Source organism: Sandarakinorhabdus sp. (assembly GCF_031422795.1).
In the GTDB taxonomy this organism is placed as follows: Bacteria; Pseudomonadota; Alphaproteobacteria; order Sphingomonadales; family Sphingomonadaceae; genus Sandarakinorhabdus.
The window spans coordinates 1-16654 of the sequence record NZ_JANPML010000169.1 but is presented as its reverse complement, the minus strand read 5'-3'; the positions used below and the strand labels follow the sequence as shown (position 1 = coordinate 16654).

Here is a 16654-nt window from a genome sequence, read left to right as displayed (position 1 = left end):
TGCTGATGGCGCTGGGTGTCGCCACCTGGGCGCTCGCCACCATCGGCATGGGCTTTGTTGGCACTGGTGTGGCCGGCGGCGTCACCGGGCTGATGTTGCTGCGCCTGCTGATGGGGCTGGGCGAAGGCGTCGCCTTTCCCTGCGGTTCAAAACTGATCGCGCGGGTGCCGGAAGGCGCGCGCAGTCTGGCCAATGTCTCGCTGTCGGGCGGGCTGGCGCTGGGGCCGCTGATTGGCACCCTGGGCGGCGGTTTCATCATGGAATTCTGGGGCTGGCGCGAGATGTTCATCATCTTTGGCCTGGTGACCCTGGTTTGGCTGGTGCCGTGGTGGCTGGCCCGCCGCGGCATTGAAGAAGGGGAAGGCAGGCAGGAAGCGGTGCTGGATGCCGCAGTGCCGCTGGCTCAAATGCTGCGGCAGCCGACATTCTGGGCAATCACTTTGCTGCATCTGGCCGGCACTTTCGGGCTCTATTTCGTGGTTGGCTGGCTGCCACTCTGGCTGGTCAAGACCCGCGGCTTTTCGATCATCGACATGAGCCTGATCATCAGCCTTTTTTATGTCGCGCAGATCATTGGCGGCACGGTCGGTGCCTGGCTCATCGACCGGGCGATACGGGGCGGCAGCGATGGTTCCCTTTGGCGGCGCCGGATGTTGTTTGGCTCGGTCTTTGCCTATGTCGTGGGCCTGATGCTGTTGCCGGTCGTGGAAGGCTGGGTGCCGTTGATGCTGCTGATCGTCATTACCGGATTCGGTTATGGCCCGGTACCCAATATGCTGTTCGTCTTCGGCCAGACCATGGCTGGCCCAGCGTCGGCCGGCCGTTGGGTGGGTGTGCAGACCAGCATCGGCAATCTGTCGGGCATTGTCGGGCCGGTGCTCACCGGCATCATCGTCGATGCCGCCGGTTACCGCCCAGCCTTCCTGATGACCGCCGGCGTGGTAGCCGTCGGCACGCTGATCTTTGGGCTGGTGGTCAAGCGGATTGAACCAGTGCGCTGGTAGCGCTTATTCCGTCTCTGCCGGCTTGTCCTTGCCCGGCGCCTGGTTTCTGGCCTTGCGATGCTCTTCCAGATCGAGCACGGCCGGCTCGTCTTCGGTGAGCAGGCCAAGGCGGCGGGCGACTTCCTGATAGGCTTCGACTTCGCCGCCCAGATCGCGGCGGAAACGATCCTTGTCCAGCTTGTCGCCGGTCTTCATGTCCCACAGGCGGCAGCCATCGGGGCTGATCTCGTCGGCCAGGATCACCCGGGCAAATTCGCCATCAAACAGGCGGCCGAATTCCATCTTGAAATCCACCAGCCGGATGCCGACGCCAGCAAACATGCCGGCCATGAAATCGTTGATGCGGATCGCCATGTCGGCGATGTCGTGCATCTCGTCCTGGCTGGCCCAGCCAAATGCCGAGATATGCTCTTCGGTCACCAGCGGATCGTTCAGCGAATCATCCTTGTAGAAATATTCGATGATCGTGCGCGGCAGCGGGGTGCCTTCCTCGATGCCAAATCGCGTTGCGATGCTGCCGGCGGCGACGTTGCGCACCACCACTTCGATCGGAATGATCTCAACCTGGCGAACCAGTTGCTCGCGCATATTAAGACGGCGGATGAAGTGGGTGGGAATGCCGATCAGGCCGAGCAGCGTGAACACATGTTCGGAAATACGGTTGTTGAGCACGCCCTTGCCGCTGATCGTGCCCTTTTTCTGGGCATTGAAGGCGGTGGCATCATCCTTGAAATACTGGATGATGGTGCCGGGTTCCGGGCCTTCATACAGGATCTTGGCCTTGCCTTCGTAAATCTGGCGGCGGCGGGTCATGGCATGACTTTCAATGGCGGCACGGCCGGCCCGAAGGCTGGGCACCAACAATATCAGAGTGAGCGGGGCAAGCAAACTTGGACAGCCCACACGGGCGAGAGCCCATAGCGGCAAAGCCCATACGATACAATCATTGAACAGACGGCCGTGCTTACCTATTTGAGTGCACAGCCAAGTTTGGGAGCAGGACGACATGACAAGTTTCGACGACCGCCAGAAAGCCTTTGAATCCAAGTTCGCGCATGACGAGGAAATGCGGTTCCGCATCCTGGCCCGGCGCGGCAAGCTGATCGGCCTGTGGGCTGCCGAGAAACTGGGCAAGGACGGCCAGGCGGCTGATGATTATGCCAAGTCGGTGCTGCTGTCCGACCTCGAAATCCCCGGCGACGACGATATCATCGCCAAGCTGCACGGCGATCTGGCCGCGCACGACGTGGGCGTGAACGACATCAAGGCAATGCTGGCCGAAAAACTGGCGCAGGCCGAAGCCCAGATCAGCGGAGCCGCCTGATGCCGATGGCGGCTGCCGATATCGAATCGGCCATCCTGGAAGCGCTGCCCGGCGCCCGCGTGGAGATCAGCGATCTGGCTGGCGATGGCGATCATTATGCCGCCGTGGTGACCGCCCCCCAATTTGCCGGCCTGTCCAGGGTTGCACAGCAGCGGCTGGTGTATAATGCTCTGGGTGGGCGCATGGGGGGTGTGCTCCATGCTTTGAAATTGACCACCGTCGCGGCCTGACCGCGCCACAAGGAGCCCTCCCGATGACCAATATTGTGCATGATCGCATCGCTGACATCGTCAACAGCAACGATGTCGTGCTGTTCATGAAGGGCACGCCCTTTTTCCCGCAGTGCGGCTTTTCCTCCACCGCCATCGCCATCCTGGAACGGCTGAACGTCGCCTTTGAAAGCGTCGATGTGCTGGCCGATCAGGAAATCCGCCAGGGCATCAAGGAATATAGCGACTGGCCGACTGTCCCGCAGCTCTACATCAAGGGCGAATTTGTGGGCGGCAGCGACATCATGATGGAAATGTTCCAGGCGGGCGAACTTCACGCGCTGGTGGCCGAAGCTGGCGTGAAGCCCGCAGCCTGATCTGACCGGAACCGGAGCCGACCATGCAACGTCTGTCGGCCGCCGTCCTTTGGGACATGATGTCCACCACACTGCGCGCCGATCTGCCGCGGCTGTTCTTCCTCGTGGCGCCGTTTGCCTTGCTGCCGGCGGTGGCCGTCGAATTGTTCGGCCCGCCGGCCCCCACCAGTGTTGACAATATCAGCAACCAGCAACTGCTGTGGCGGCTGGCGGTTCCCAGCCTGATCGCCGCCTTCGGGCAGCTGGCCGCCACGCATCTGGTGCTGCGCGGCGGTGACACGCCGCGCGATGCGCTGGCGGCGGCGATGGCCGTTTTCCCGGCCTATGCGCTCGCCCAACTGGTGGGATCACTGCCGGTCGGGCTGGGCCTGTTGTTGCTGGTGGTGCCGGGCCTGTGGCTGTTTGCGCGGCTGTTGTTCCTGTCGGGCGCGGTGGCGCTGGCGGAACCCGGCACACCCTTTGCCCTGCTGCGCCGCAGCTGGGCGCTGAGCGAGGGCCACGGCCTGCAATTGACCCTGTTTCTGCTGCTCGGTCTATTCGGTGTGATTGGCATCGGCATATTGACCGAAGGCGCCGGTGCGGCGTTCGACGTGGTGGCGCGGATCGCCGGGCTGGATGCCGTGGGGCGGTTCCTGCACGCGCTGGTACCGGCCATCGGCAATTGTCTGGTCACCATCGGTGTTGGCGGCGCCAGTGCCGCCGCTTATCGGCAGATCGTCGCCGGGGCCCGCTGACCGCTCCAGCCGGGCTCGCTTCAGAGCAGCGGCACCGTTGGCGCAGTATCAGCCGGATAAAGGCCGCTGGCGCGCGGGTCGGCATAAATCTCCACCAGCCGCTCATAAGGCCGGAAACCGTGGCGCTGATAAAAGGCCAGCGCGCCAGGGTGATCGAGATCACAGGTGTGAACCCAGACACGGGTGATGGGTGGGCGCGCGGCTTGCCCCGTCCACGCCCGCTTCAGCGCATGGCCCATCATCCAGCCGCCGTGGCCGCGCCCGGTCAATTCCGGCATCAGGCCAACATAGGCCAACTCGCACTGGCCATCGGCGCTGAAATCCAGTTCCAGCAGGCCCTGCGGGGTGCCATCGCGGCGGGTGGCAACATGCACCTCCAGGCCGGGCGCGCCCAGCGTGGCGGCCAGCATTGCATCGTCCAGCACCAGCCGGCCGCGCCACAGCCAGGGCTGGCCGATGGCGCGGAACAGGGCACGATAACGGGTCAGGTCAAAGGGCGCGGTCCAGCGTTCCAGCTTCAGCGCCGATCTGGCCGGTGCAGTCGAAGGCGGCGGCGCGGTCATTTCGAGGCAAGTGACAATGGTGGCTATCTGCCCGGCCGGCACCGCGATCACCCGCGATGCCACCATGCTGCCGCCAACTTGCCGCTGGCTCATTCCCAGATCGCGAGCGGCGGCAGGCTCATCAGGATGGCGTCGGTGTTGCCGCCGGTCTTCAGGCCGAAGGTGGTGCCGCGATCATACACAAGGTTGAATTCGGCATAGAGGCCGCGATACTTCAGCTGAGCGATACGCTCGGCTTCGCTGAAGCTCTGATGCATCTTGGCGCGCACCAGCTTGGGATAGGTTTCCAGGAAACAGCGGCCCACGTCCTGCGTGTAGGCAAAATCCGCCGCCCAGTCGCCGCTGTTCAGATGATCATAAAAGATGCCGCCCACGCCGCGATGGCGATTGCGGTGGGGCACCCAGAAATACTCCTCCGCCCACTTCGAATGCGCCGGGTAGTAATCCGGGTTGTGGGAATCGCAGGTGGACTTCACGGCGGCGTGGAAGGCAGCGGTTTCGGCGTCGTCGGGCAGGGCAGGGTTCAGATCGACGCCGCCACCAAACCAGCGCTTGGTGGTCACCAGCATGCGCGTGTTCATGTGCACGGCCGGCACCAGCGGATTGGCTGGGTGGATGACCAGGCTGAGGCCAGTGGCAAAAAAGCGCGGATCCTCGGCTGCGCCGTTGATCTGCTTGGCAAACTCCGGGTTGAATTCGCCATAGACGGTGGAGATGTTGACCCCGGCCTTTTCAAACAGGCGGCCCTTCATGATGCCCATTTCACCGCCGCCACCATCGCTGCCGGCATCGCCGCCGCTATGGTCGGAACGGTCCCACACCCGCTTTTCGAAGCGACCGGCGTCGCCGGGCAGGGTCGATTCGTCTTCCAGCTGCTCCAGCATCGCCCAGATGCTGTCGCGCAGGGAACGGAACCAGGCCTGGGCGGCCTTCTGCTGGTCATCAAGTTCGATCATAGCCAAGCTTTAGACAGGCTTGGCGGCCTGTGAAACCCCCCACGGCTGGCAGGGTAGGCGCAAGAATATTACCGGGTTGTCATATCCGCGCCAATTTGTCCGATGGCTGCGGCCCTTTTCTGCGTTGCGTTGCGGCATTTGCTTGTCTATCCCGGCCTCATCATGCGGGCAGGCTATGGGCTTGCCCACTATGCATCAAATTCCGGAAGGGGCACGATGGCGAGCGAATTGCGGCAGGCAACTGCCGATAACTTGGAACCCGGTGGCGAGCGTCGCCGCGATTTCCTCTATGTGGCAACAGCGGCCTTTGCTGGTGCCGGCGTGTTGCCGGTGGCGTGGTCGCTGGTCAACCAGATGAACCCGTCGGCGGACGTGCTGGCGCTGGCCAGTGTCGATCTCGATCTGTCGGCGCTGCAGCCCGGCCAGGCCATCAAGACCGCCTGGCGCGGCAAACCGATTTTTGCCCGGCACCTGACGCCGGAAGAAATCGCGGAATCGAAAAAGGTGGACGTGGCCTCGCTGCGTGACCCGCAGTCGCTTGCCGATCGCACCAAGCCTGGCAGCGAACAATGGCTGATCACGCTGGGCGTGTGCACCCACCTCGGCTGCGTGCCGCTGGGTGCCGCTGAAGGTGAAGCCAAGGGCGATTTCGGCGGCTATTTCTGCCCTTGCCACGGCTCGCACTATGATGCTGCCGCGCGCATCCGCAAGGGCCCGGCGCCCAAGAACCTGGAAGTGCCGCCCTACGCGTTCAAGTCGCCCACATCTGTGACCATCGGCTGAGGAGCAGAACCATGAGCTTTCCCTGGGCCAAGCAATATCAGCCGACATCGGCCGTCGGCCAGTGGATGGACGAGCGCCTGCCGCTCGCCCGTTTCGTTCACGACGCTTTGGGGCCGGGCTATCCGACGCCGAAGAACCTGAACGCCTTCTACAACTTCGGCGTGCTCGCCGGTGTGGCGCTGGTGATCCAGATCATCACCGGCGTGGTGCTGGCCATGCACTTCGCCGCCGATACCAGCGTCGCTTTTGACTCGGTCGAGCACATCATGCGCGACGTCAACGGCGGCTGGATGATCCGCTACATGCACGCGGTCGGCGCCAGCTTCTTCTTCGGTGTGGTCTACATCCACATCTTCCGCGGCCTGTATTACGGGTCCTACAAGCCGCCGCGCGAAGTGCTGTGGATGCTCGGCCTGGTCATCTTCCTGCTGATGATGGCCACCGCGTTCATGGGCTATGTGCTGGTTTGGGGTCAGATGAGCTTCTGGGGCGCGCAGGTCATCACCGGCCTGTTCTCGGCATTGCCGGTGGTTGGCACCTACATCCAGACGTTGCTGCTGGGCGGCTTCTCGCCGGACAACGCGACGCTCAACCGCTTCTTCTCGCTGCACTATCTGCTGCCGTTCGTGACGTTCGGGGTGATCATCCTGCACGTCTGGGCGCTGCACATCCCGGGTTCCAACAACCCGACCGGTGTGGACGTGAAATCGGAAGCCGATACCATCCCGTTTCACCCCTATTATACGGCCAAGGATTTCGTGGGCCTCGGGGTCTATCTGATCCTGTTTGCCGCCTTCGTGTTCTTCATGCCGAACAGCCTGGGCGAACCGGATAACTATATCCCGGCCAACCCACTTTCGACGCCAGCACTGATCGTTCCGGAATGGTATTTCTGGCCCTTCTACGCCATCCTGCGTGCTTTCACGTCCGATTTCCTCGGCGTGCCGGCCAAGCTGTGGGGCGTGATCGGGATGTTTGCCTCGATCCTGCTGCTGTTCGTGCTGCCCTGGCTGGATACGTCGCCAGTGCGCTCCAACAACTATCGCCCGCTCTCGCGCATCCTGTTCTGGGTGTTCGTGGCCGTGGCGCTGGCCCTGGGCGTATGCGGTGGCAAGCCGGCGCACGAGCCGTGGGTGCGCTTGAGCCAGGTGCTGACCGCTTACTATTTCGCCCACTTCCTCATCATCCTGCCGATCGTCTCCAAGCTGGAGAAGACCACGCCGTTGCCGAAATCCATTTCGGAAGCGGTGCTGGCCAAATACGGCAAGGCCGGTGGCAGCGCGCCTGTCGCGCAGCCGGCCGAATAAGGAGCTGATCTGATGATCCGTCTCGGCGCACTCGCCGTCGGCCTGCTGTTCGTGCTCAATGTCCTCTGGGGTGCCGTGCAACCCAGGGACGCTGAGACGCCCAATATGGCCGAAGAGCTGTACAAGCATCCCAAGCAGATCGAATGGGCCCACAACGGCCCGGGCAACCTGGGGGTTTTCGGGAATTTTGACCGCGGCCAGTTGCAGCGCGGCTTCCAGGTTTACAAGGAAGTTTGCTCGGCCTGCCACTCGATCAACCGCGTCGCGTTCCGCGATCTGGCCGATCTTGGCTACAACGAAGGCCAGATCAAGACGATCGCGGCGGAGTATGACGTTGCCGCGGTTGATGCCAACGGTGAACCGACCACCCGCAAGGCGACCGGCGCCGACAAGTTCCCGCTGGTCTATGCCAACGAAGCCGCAGCGCGCGCTGCGCAGAACGGCGCCTACCCGCCCGATCTGTCGCTGATGACCAAGGCTCGCCACGACGGCGTGAACTATGTCTATTCGCTGCTCACCGGCTATTCCGATGATGTGCCGAAGGGTTGGAACAAGCCGGAGACGCTGTATTACAACCCTTATTTCCACAGCATCAACATCGCCATGCCGCCGCCGCTCGCGGCTGATGGTCAGGTCAGCTATGCCGATGGTTCGGCTGCCACCAAGGACCAATATGCGAAGGACGTCACCGCCTTCCTGACCTGGACGGCGGAACCCAAGCTGGAAAACCGCAAGGAAACCGGCGTGGCTGTGATCCTGTTCCTGATCATCATGACCGGCCTTGGCTATCTGTCGTACCGCAAGGTGTGGGCCGACCTGAAAAAGGCCTGACCCGGCATCATCGGCGGAATGCATCTGATTGCAAGGAGGCGGTCATCCAACCGGATGGCCGCCTTTTGGCGTTTTGAGGATCATGGACAGTAAACGGCGATTTGAAGGCGCTGGTGCGCATAATTCCGGATTACCCCAAGCCGGGAATTTCCGCGACATTGCCACGCTGCTGCTCAGGAAGCAGACCAAGCTGCCGGGCCAGGTCATCGGCATCAACTATGCGTTGGAATATGGCAGCGACCGCATCGAGATCCACAACGATGCTGTGCGCGCTGGCGGGCGTGGAATTGCTGCACGGGGCAGGGGCCGTGGTGAATCAGGCGGCCTTTGCCATCGATTTGCCTGATCTGGGCGGCGCCCAAGGCCGGCGTGATGCAGGCATCACACCGCACGGCTTCATGGCCATTGATCAGGCTCTGGCCAACAACGGGCCAGAGCAAATCGCCTGTCTTAGCGGATGCGCTGCTTGCGGGCGGCGTAGCGCGCGTCGCGGGCGGCCTTTTGGGCGGCTTCGCGGGAAATGCCTTCCAGGCGCTGCTGTTCGACCTGCTTTTCGCGCTGGGCGTCTTTCACCTTGCGTTCTTCGGCCTGCTGGCGGGCGCGCTCGGCGCGGGCTTCCTTGGCTTCCAGCTCCTTTTCGGCGCGCTTCTCGGCGCGGGCACGGGCGGCAGCAATTGCCTCCTCGCTCGGCGCGGCGGCCTTGAATTTTTCCAGCTTGGCCAGTTTTGCGTCAGCGGCGGTCTTGGCGCGGTCTTTGTGATCGGGGAGTTTGAACATAGAGCGCCGCCTTAGCGCTTCAGGCCTGCCGCTGCAACCTTGCAGGCGACGCAAAATCTATGGCGTCCCCCCAATCCCGACAGGCTTTGCGCTTGCCGCTGCGTGCGCTAGCTATCGTCGTCATGGAGCAATGGCTGACAGGCAGATCGCGCATGGTGGCAACGGCGATTGCCGTGCTGTGCGGCATGGCGCTGCTCACCCAGTTCGGGCTGAATGTCGTGGAACATGGCCGTGATCCAATCGATGAAGTGCAGCGGCTTTATGGCTGGTTCACCATCTGGACCAATACCGCCGTGGCGCTGATTGCCGGCCATGTTGCCATCACCGGCCGGGCCCGCGGGCCGGCGCATCCGGCGCTGCTGGCAGCCAGCGCGGCGTGGATTGCCGTGGTGGGCATCGTTTACAACACGCTGCTGGCCGGGCTGAACCCACCGCCCACGTTGCTGCGGTCGATCATCGATTTCATCTTCCATGTCGCGGCGCCCATTGCCTGGCCGCTGTGGTGGCTGGTGCTGCGCCCGCAGGCCCGGTTGCACTGGCGGCATCTGTGGGCAGTGCTGCCGCTGCCCCTGGCTTACTGCCTGTTTTCGCTGCTGGTCGGCGCGCACACCGGCAGCTACCCCTATTATTTCATCGATGCCGGCAAGTTGGGCCCAATGCAGCTGGCCATCAACATCACCGGCCTCGCCAGCCTGTTTGCCATCGCGATGGCTGTCGCCATCTGGTGGGATCGCCGACACGCTTCAAGGGGATAGAGAAATGCACCCGTTCCACCACGCGGCCAGCCAGCCCGATACCCCTGCCATCATCATGGCCGGCAGCGGCGAAATGCTGACCTATGCCGGGCTGGAGGCGCAGTCCAACCGCGTCGCGCATCTGCTGCGCGGCCTTGGCCTGCAGCGCGGTGACAGTATCGCGGTGCTGATGCACAACGAAATTGATTTCCTGCCCATCTGCTGGGCGGCGCAGCGCTGTGGCCTGATCTATGTCGCCATGTCGACCAAGCTCACCGCTGACGAGGCAGGCTATATCGCCCAGGACAGCGGCGCCAAGGCGATTTTCTGTTCAGCAGCGCTGGCAGACGTGGCGGTGGCGGCCGCGCCCGGTCTTTCGCCATCGGCGCGGCTGTGCACCGGGGCCGTCGCGCCGGGCTGCACGCTTTTTGCCGATGCCATTGCCGAATTGCCCACGAGCCGTATCGCCGACGAAAGCAGCGGCCGCGACATGCTCTATTCCAGCGGCACCACCGGCCGGCCCAAGGGCGTGCGCGGCACCTTGCCGGAAGGGCCGATCGATCAGGTCGATGCGCTCACCGGCATGGTGGCGATGCTCTATCAGTTCGCACCGGGCATGATGTACCTGTCGCCGGCGCCGCTCTATCACGCTGCCCCGCTGCGTTATTGCATGAGCGTGCACAAATTTGGCGGCACCGTGGTGGTGATGGAGAAATTCGATCCCGAAGCCTATCTGGCGCTGGTCGAGAAATATCGCATCACCCACAGCCAGCTGGTGCCGACCATGTTCGTGCGCATGCTGAAACTGCCCGATGATGTGCGCGCCCGCCATGATGTGTCGAGCATGAAGGTCGCCATCCACGCCGCCGCGCCGTGCCCGGTGGACGTGAAGCACGCCATGATCGCCTGGTGGGGCCCGGTGATCTTTGAATATTACAGCGCCACCGAAGGGGCAGGCTTCACCGCCATCACCCCGCAGGAATGGCTGGCGCGGCCGGGCAGCGTCGGCAAATCCATCCTGGGTGAAATCCGCGTGCTGGATGACGATGGCAACCGGCTGGCGGCGGGCGAAGTGGGCCGCATTTTTTTCCACGGCGGCGGCAGCTTCAGCTACCACAATGATCCGGAAAAGACCGCCAGCGTGATGGGCGAACATGGCGCCACCTTTGGCGACATCGGCCGCGTTGATGAGGAAGGCTATCTGTTCCTCACCGATCGTGCCGCCTTCATGATCATTTCCGGCGGCGTGAATGTCTATCCCCAAGAAGCGGAAAACACGCTGATCTCGCATCCCGAGGTGGCCGATGTCGCGGTGTTCGGCATCCCGGATGAAGTGATGGGCGAAGCCGTCCACGCTGTCGTGCAGCCGCGCGACATGGCCCGCGCCGGCCCGGATCTGGAGGCCGAATTGCTGGACTATGTTCGCAGCCGGCTCAGCCATGTGAAATGCCCGAAGCGCATCGATTTCCGGAGCCAACTGCCCCGCCACGACACCGGCAAACTCTACAAGCGGCTGCTGAAGGACGAGTATTGGGCCAAGGCGGGTTGATGCTGCTGCGCCGCCTGCTTCTCCTCCTGTGCCTTTGGTTGGCTGCGCCAGCCTGGGCAGTGCCAGCGATGTGGCAGATTGGCACCGGCAAGCGCCAGATCACGCTTTATGGCACCATCCACGCGCTGCCGTCCAAGGCGTCGATGGGGGGCACGGATTGGCTCACCCCGCAGGCCGCCGCGGCGTTCAGGAACGCGCGCACGCTGGTTGTGGAAGTCGTGCCGTCGGCTGATCCGGGCGACATGCGCAGCGTGTTGATGGATCTGGGCCGTTTGCCAACGCCCGTCCCGCTGGCCAGCCGCCTGCCGGCCGAACTGCAGCCCAAGGCCGATGCGCTGTTGAAGGCGGTGGGGCTGCAACCAGGCGCGCTGGACGGTATGAAAAGCTGGCTGGCGGCGATCTCGCTGGTGCAGATCGCGGTGAAACGCTCGGGGCTGGATCCGTCGGCTGGGGTGGATGTGGCGCTGATGGCCCGCGCCCGTGCCGCCGGCAAGCCGATGCAGGCGATGGAAACCGCGCGCGGCCAGCTGGCGCTGTTCGATACGCTGCCCGAAGCCGATCAGCGCCTGCTGCTGGCGTCTGCGATTGCCGATGCCGGCCAATCGGCGGAGCAGATGAAGGGGCTGGTCGCCGCCTGGGCCGCCGGCGACGTGGAGCGCATCCTGACCGATTTCGACGATGGCAGCTTGTCGCCGGAGCTGGAAAAGCGCCTGTTCCGGGATCGCAACACTGCCTGGGCTGATTGGGTGCAAAAGGCGCTGAAACGGCCCGGCCGCAAGTTCATGGCGGTGGGCGCGGCGCACATGGCGGGGCCGCACAGCCTGATCGCCCTGCTGAAAGCGCGCGGTATCCAGGTGCGGCGCGTGCAATGAGGCGCTGGTTGGCCCCTGTCGCCCTGTGCCTGGCGCTAGCGGCCTGTGCCGGCCCGGACGAGGCGGCCAGCCGTGCCGTGATCGATCGTTTTCATGTCGCGCTCAATGCCGGGGATTGGGTGGCCATTGATGGCCTGCTCAGCCCGTCCACCCGCAATCTGCGCCCCGGCGTTGGCACCGCGCGGGCGTTTCGCGCCATCATCCAGCGCCATGGCCGCTACACCGGCGGCGAGCTGGAAGGGTTGAACCACGATGATGGCCGCACCACCATCGCCTGGTCCGCCCGCTATGAACGCGGGCCGGTGTCGGAACTGTTCGTGCTGGTCGAAGCAGGCGGACTTTTGAAGATCGACAGCTACACCGACGCCGCCCGGCCTTGAGCTTGCCTGTCCTACACAGGCCGCCACTGCTATTCTCGCTCTTCGATCACGTTCTTTGACAATGCGGGCCATGGCGTCGCCAACCCCGCCAAATGCGTCAAAAGTGTCAAATCTGTCGCCGTGCGGTTTGCGGCAAACCGGCTTCGCTTGCGTTTTGCGCCCGCATCCCCTATGCGCGCCGCTTCGTTGGTGATCCCGCCATTTTCGCATCCCTGGAGGCGGCGGGCGCAAACGATATCAACATCAGGAGCAAGCAATGAGCGAAACTTTCAAGCTCGTGGCTGAACTTCGCGCCAAGGCAGGCAAGGGAGCCTCCCGCGCGATCCGCCGCGAAGGCCGAGTCCCGGCCGTGATCTATGGTGCTGGCGAAGCCGCAACCACCATCCACATCGAGGAAAAAATCCTCATGCGCCAGTTGCACACTGGCCATTTCATGAATGCCGTTGTCGAACTGGATCTGGATGGCACCACCATCCGCACCCTGCCGCGCGACGTGGCGTTCCACCCGGTTTCGGATCGTCCGATCCATGTCGATTTCCTGCGCCTCACCGGCAATGAGATCGTCACCGTTACCGTGCCGGTGCACTTCGTCGATCAGGAACTTTCGGCCATCAAGACCGGCGCGATGCTCAACATCGTCGCGCACGAACTGAAGCTGGATTGCGCCCCTGATGCCATCCCGGATGATGTGACCATCAGCCTGGCCGGCCTGCAGGTTGGCGCCGCCATCCACATCGCCGATGTGAAGCTGCCCGCCGGCGTGAAGCCGCATGGCCGCGAAACCGGCCTGACCATCGCCACCATCGTTGCCCCCAAGGCAATGAAGAGCGAAGAAGGCGAAGCCGCCAGCGCGTAAGCGTTTGCGCGTCAGATTGCTGCGGGGCGGGGGAGCAATCTCTTGCCCCGTTTGCATGTTTGGGGAACAGGAGGCCCATGCAGATTCTGGTCGGCCTTGGCAATCCCGGCGCGCAATATGCGCTGCACCGGCACAATGTCGGCTTCATGGCGATCGATGCCATCGCCGAACGTTGGAATATCGGCCCGTTCAAGCCGCGGTTTCAGGGGATGGCCGCCGAGGGGCGGATTGGCACGGCGAAGGTGCTGCTGCTGAAGCCCGCCACGTTCATGAACGAAAGCGGCCGCAGCGTTGCCGAAGCGGTGCGCTTCTACAAGCTCGACCCCGCCGAGGCACTCTCCGTGTTTTATGACGAACTCGATCTTGCCCCGTTCAAGATCAAGATCAAGCACGGCGGCGGCGCGGCTGGTCACAACGGCATCCGTTCCATCGACGCGCACCTGGGCCCCGATTGGCGACGCGTGCGCATCGGCATCGGCCATCCGGGCCACAAGGACCGCGTGACCGGGCACGTATTGGGCAATTTCGCCAAGGTGGAAATGGATCCGTTGGCCGATCTGCTGGGCGTGCTGGCGGCGGAACTGCCCACGTTGCTGGCCGGCGATGAACCACGCTACCTTTCTGACATTGCTTTGCGATTATCGAAAATCTAGTGTGCTAGGCACCAGAAATTAAAGAGAAAGGCAAGAAAATGAGAAATGAAAATGATGCTGCGTCATCCACTCGTAGCATTAGAGCTACAATCGATGAACTGACTCGCTATCTGGACGGAAAAGACATTTCCCGCACTGGCGCCAATCGCAGCGAACTCAATGAAAAACTGGCTGAGTTTGCATTGTGGTGGTTTCAAGAGGGATTTGCCGTTGCGCATAAAATTTGTCTGGACAAACTAGATCAAGGGAAAGACATCGGCGAGATCGAGCTTAAGGACGTTGGAGCTTGGCTCGCGCCTGGCAAACTAAAAAGTGTTCATTTGCAGTCCCCCGTCGATGGGCGACCTGATTCTACCTGGGATATCTAATATGCCCATCCGTGTCGGTATCGTCGGCCTGCCCAATGTCGGCAAATCCACCCTGTTCAACGCGCTGACCCAGACGGCAGCGGCGCAGGCGGCCAATTATCCGTTCTGCACGATCGAGCCGAACGTCGGCAACGTGGCCGTGCCGGACCCGCGCATCGACAAGCTGGCTGCCATCGCGAAAAGCCAGAAAATCATCGAAACCCAGTTGGGTTTCACCGATATCGCCGGGCTGGTGAAGGGCGCGTCCAAAGGCGAAGGCCTGGGCAACCAGTTCCTCGCCAACATCCGCGAAACCGATGCCATCGCCCACGTGCTGCGTTGCTTCATCGATGATGACGTGACCCACGTCGCCGGCAAGGTTGATCCGGTGGAGGATGCCGAAACGGTCGAGACCGAGCTGATGCTCGCCGATCTGGAGAGCCTGGAAAAGCGGGTGCCGCAGTTGCTGAAAAAGGCGCAGCAGGGCGACAAGGAAGCCAAGGTTCAAGCGGCAGTGCTGGGCCAGGCGCTGGAACTGCTGCAGGCCGGAAAGCCCGCCCGCCTGACCGAGCCGAAGGACGAAGACGAAGCCCGCGCGCTGAAGAACGCCCAACTGCTCACCACCAAGCCGGTGCTGTATATCTGCAACGTCGACGAAGCCAGCGCCGCCACCGGCAACGCGCTGAGCGAGGCCGTGGCCAAGATGGCGGCCGGCATCGGCGCCAGCGCCGTGGTGGTGAGCGCCGCCATCGAGGCCGAAATCGCCACGATGGAGCCAGCCGACCGCCAGGAATATCTGGAAAGCCTGGGGCTGGCGGAAACCGGCCTTACTCGGGTGGTGCGGGCGGCGTATGAACTGCTCGGCCTGATCACCTTCTTCACCATCGGCCCCAAGGAAGCCCGCGCCTGGACAGTGAAGCGCGGTTCCAAGGCTCCGCAGGCCGCTGGCGAAATCCACGGTGATTTCGAAAAGAAGTTCATCCGCGCCGAAACCATCGGCTACGATGATTTTGTCACCCTGGGCGGCGAAAATGCTGCCAAGGACGCCGGTCGGCTGCGGGCGGAAGGCAAGGAATATGTCGTGCAGGATGGCGATGTGATGCACATCTTGCACGGCGCCTGACCAGAACGATGCTGACCCGCCGTGCCTTGATCGCCTCTGCGCTGGCTGCACCCGCTGCCGCGCAGGTGGACCTTGGTTTTGCCGATAACGGCCTGCGCCCCAGCACGCGCGCCTTTCCGCAAAAGGGCGAGATGATCCTGCAGCGTTCCAGCCCGCCGTTGCTGGAAACGCCGATCAGCGTGTTTGATGTCCATGATTTCACGCCAAACGACCATTTCTTCGTGCGCTGGCATTATCCGTTCCCGACTGAAATCGATCCGGCGAAACACCGGCTGCGTGTGGGCGGCCATGTCGGCAAACCGCTTTCGCTTTCGCTTGCCGATCTCGCCAAGCTGCCTCGGGTGGCCATCGCGGCCGTCAACCAGTGCGCCGGCAATGGCCGTGGCCTGTTCGCGCCGCGCATGGCCGGCGCGCAATGGGGCAATGGCGCGATGGGCAATGCGCTGTGGGAAGGGGTGCGCCTGAAGGATGTGCTGGCACTGGCTGGCGTGAAGGCCGGCGCAGTGGCGGTGCGTTGCGGCGGGCTGGATGCGCCAGTGGTGGAGACGGCGCCGGACTATGAGAAATCACTGCCGCTTGATCACGCGCTGTCCGACGATGTGTTGATCGCATGGGGCATGAACGGCACGGCCCTGCCGCTGCTCAACGGCTTCCCGCTGCGTCTGGTCGTGCCGGGCTGGTATTCCACCTATTGGGTGAAGATGCTCGACAGCATTACCGTGCTCGACACGGCAGATGCGGGCTTTTGGATGGCAAAAGCCTATCTGCAACCCGCCAATGCGCTGGCCGATATCGCGCCGGGTGGGCCGGCTGGCCCGCGTGCGCCGGTGAGCGTGATGCGACCCCGCGCCATCATCACCAATATCGCCGATGGCGCCAAGCTGCCGCCGCGCAGCTTCACTCCGGTGCAAGGCGTGGCGCTGGGCGGCGACCATGGCGTCAACACCGTGGAGCTTTCCGCCGACGGTGGCCGCAACTGGGTGCCGGCGCAACTGGGGCCGGATCATGGCCGCTACAGCTTCCGCCGTTTCCGGGGCGCGCTGGCGCTGGGGCCGGGCAAGCAGATCATCTTGGCGCGTGCCACCAATGCCGCCGGGGTAAGCCAACCGCTGAACCAGAACTGGAACCCGTCGGGATACAACCGCGCCGGCGTCGATCCGGTGCGCGTGGAGATCGGCTGATGCGCCTTTTGCTTGCTCTTGCCGCGCTGGCGCTCGTTGCCGCTGCGCCGCCCACGAAACGGCTGGCCGTCGATCTGCCCGATGCCGAAGGCCT

At 63.3% G+C, this 16654-nt stretch carries 21 protein-coding genes and 1 pseudogene; 18 read left to right on the top strand and 4 right to left on the bottom strand.

The annotated features are described in order from the left end of the window. Positions 1 to 1004 (top strand): MFS transporter (locus RMO81_RS06270; protein ID WP_310474928.1); only part of this gene is annotated, 1004 nt, incomplete at its 5' end. A 3-nt stretch (positions 1005 to 1007) separates the two neighbouring features. On the opposite strand, the gene purC is transcribed toward RMO81_RS06270, so the two are convergent. After that, positions 1008 to 1817 carry a phosphoribosylaminoimidazolesuccinocarboxamide synthase gene (purC, locus tag RMO81_RS06265; RefSeq protein WP_310474927.1) on the bottom strand — a complete coding sequence of 270 codons (810 nt, stop codon included), beginning with the start codon at positions 1815 to 1817 and terminating at the stop codon, positions 1008 to 1010. Between the two features lie 193 nt (positions 1818 to 2010). On the opposite strand from purC, the gene RMO81_RS06260 reads away from it, so the two are divergent. The 4 genes from RMO81_RS06260 to RMO81_RS06245 are packed head-to-tail and all read left to right on the top strand — an operon-like array spanning position 2011 to position 3648. Beyond that, complete coding sequence (locus RMO81_RS06260) at positions 2011 to 2328, top strand: DUF1476 domain-containing protein (protein ID WP_310474926.1); 318 nt, start codon at positions 2011 to 2013, stop codon at positions 2326 to 2328. Further along, entirely contained in the window at positions 2328 to 2558 is a 231-nt protein-coding gene (locus RMO81_RS06255; protein WP_310474925.1) for a BolA family transcriptional regulator, read from the top strand. The genes RMO81_RS06260 and RMO81_RS06255 overlap by 1 nt, the downstream gene beginning before the upstream one ends. 23 nt (positions 2559 to 2581) lie before the next feature. After that, on the top strand, positions 2582 to 2914 hold the full coding sequence (grxD, locus tag RMO81_RS06250; protein WP_310474924.1) for a Grx4 family monothiol glutaredoxin: 333 nt from the start codon (positions 2582 to 2584) through the stop codon (positions 2912 to 2914). A gap of 23 nt (positions 2915 to 2937) precedes the next feature. Then, on the top strand, positions 2938 to 3648 hold the full coding sequence (locus tag RMO81_RS06245; RefSeq protein ID WP_310474923.1) for a hypothetical protein: 711 nt from the start codon (positions 2938 to 2940) through the stop codon (positions 3646 to 3648). A 20-nt stretch (positions 3649 to 3668) separates the two neighbouring features. On the opposite strand, the gene RMO81_RS06240 is transcribed toward RMO81_RS06245, so the two are convergent. Beyond that, positions 3669 to 4304, bottom strand: coding sequence for a GNAT family N-acetyltransferase (locus RMO81_RS06240; RefSeq protein WP_310474922.1), 636 nt, complete (start codon positions 4302 to 4304; stop codon positions 3669 to 3671). After that, entirely contained in the window at positions 4301 to 5167 is an 867-nt protein-coding gene (gene hemF / locus RMO81_RS06235) for an oxygen-dependent coproporphyrinogen oxidase (protein ID WP_310474921.1), read from the bottom strand. Before hemF ends, RMO81_RS06240 begins: the two co-directional genes overlap by 4 nt. A gap of 216 nt (positions 5168 to 5383) precedes the next feature. Here hemF and petA point away from each other — a divergent pair, with 216 nt between their 5' ends. From petA to RMO81_RS06215, 4 genes and pseudogenes are all read left to right on the top strand, one after another. Continuing rightward, on the top strand, positions 5384 to 5950 hold the full coding sequence (gene petA / locus RMO81_RS06230) for a ubiquinol-cytochrome c reductase iron-sulfur subunit (RefSeq protein WP_310474920.1): 567 nt from the start codon (positions 5384 to 5386) through the stop codon (positions 5948 to 5950). A gap of 11 nt (positions 5951 to 5961) precedes the next feature. Next, positions 5962 to 7257, top strand: coding sequence for a cytochrome b/b6 (locus tag RMO81_RS06225; RefSeq protein ID WP_310474919.1), 1296 nt, complete (start codon positions 5962 to 5964; stop codon positions 7255 to 7257). A 12-nt stretch (positions 7258 to 7269) separates the two neighbouring features. Beyond that, positions 7270 to 8088 carry a cytochrome c1 gene (locus RMO81_RS06220; protein ID WP_310474918.1) on the top strand — a complete coding sequence of 273 codons (819 nt, stop codon included), beginning with the start codon at positions 7270 to 7272 and terminating at the stop codon, positions 8086 to 8088. Positions 8089 to 8189: 101 nt separating this feature from the next. Beyond that, a pseudogene (locus RMO81_RS06215) lies at positions 8190 to 8498 on the top strand (adenine phosphoribosyltransferase); the annotation flags it as partial. A 40-nt stretch (positions 8499 to 8538) separates the two neighbouring features. On the opposite strand, the gene RMO81_RS06210 reads toward RMO81_RS06215, so the two are convergent. Next, positions 8539 to 8865: a DUF6481 family protein gene (locus RMO81_RS06210; RefSeq protein WP_310474917.1), complete on the bottom strand. Its 327-nt coding sequence runs from the start codon at positions 8863 to 8865 to the stop codon at positions 8539 to 8541. A gap of 152 nt (positions 8866 to 9017) precedes the next feature. On the opposite strand from RMO81_RS06210, the gene RMO81_RS06205 reads away from it, so the two are divergent. The 9 genes from RMO81_RS06205 to RMO81_RS06165 all read left to right on the top strand — a co-directional run bounded on the left by RMO81_RS06205 (position 9018) and on the right by RMO81_RS06165 (position 16560). Further along, a complete protein-coding gene (locus tag RMO81_RS06205) occupies positions 9018 to 9620 on the top strand; it encodes a Pr6Pr family membrane protein (protein WP_310474916.1) in 603 nt (200 codons plus the stop codon). Positions 9621 to 9624: 4 nt separating this feature from the next. Continuing rightward, positions 9625 to 11148, top strand: a complete 1524-nt coding sequence (locus RMO81_RS06200) for an acyl-CoA synthetase (RefSeq protein WP_310474915.1) — start codon at positions 9625 to 9627, stop codon at positions 11146 to 11148. Positions 11149 to 11216: 68 nt separating this feature from the next. Next, positions 11217 to 12020 (top strand): TraB/GumN family protein, encoded by an 804-nt coding sequence (locus RMO81_RS06195; protein WP_310474914.1) that lies wholly within the window; start codon positions 11217 to 11219, stop codon positions 12018 to 12020. Next, a complete protein-coding gene (locus tag RMO81_RS06190; RefSeq protein WP_310474913.1) occupies positions 12017 to 12400 on the top strand; it encodes a hypothetical protein in 384 nt (127 codons plus the stop codon). Before RMO81_RS06195 ends, RMO81_RS06190 begins: the two co-directional genes overlap by 4 nt. A gap of 256 nt (positions 12401 to 12656) precedes the next feature. Beyond that, positions 12657 to 13256 (top strand): 50S ribosomal protein L25/general stress protein Ctc, encoded by a 600-nt coding sequence (locus tag RMO81_RS06185; protein WP_310474912.1) that lies wholly within the window; start codon positions 12657 to 12659, stop codon positions 13254 to 13256. A gap of 77 nt (positions 13257 to 13333) precedes the next feature. Continuing rightward, positions 13334 to 13909, top strand: coding sequence for an aminoacyl-tRNA hydrolase (pth, locus tag RMO81_RS06180; RefSeq protein ID WP_310474911.1), 576 nt, complete (start codon positions 13334 to 13336; stop codon positions 13907 to 13909). Positions 13910 to 13947: 38 nt separating this feature from the next. Beyond that, positions 13948 to 14277, top strand: a complete 330-nt coding sequence (locus RMO81_RS06175; protein WP_310474910.1) for a hypothetical protein — start codon at positions 13948 to 13950, stop codon at positions 14275 to 14277. A 1-nt stretch (position 14278) separates the two neighbouring features. Further along, on the top strand, positions 14279 to 15379 hold the full coding sequence (ychF, locus tag RMO81_RS06170) for a redox-regulated ATPase YchF (protein WP_310474909.1): 1101 nt from the start codon (positions 14279 to 14281) through the stop codon (positions 15377 to 15379). 8 nt (positions 15380 to 15387) lie between these two features. Further along, on the top strand, positions 15388 to 16560 hold the full coding sequence (locus tag RMO81_RS06165; RefSeq protein WP_310474908.1) for a molybdopterin-dependent oxidoreductase: 1173 nt from the start codon (positions 15388 to 15390) through the stop codon (positions 16558 to 16560). Positions 16561 to 16654 lie beyond the last annotated feature (94 nt).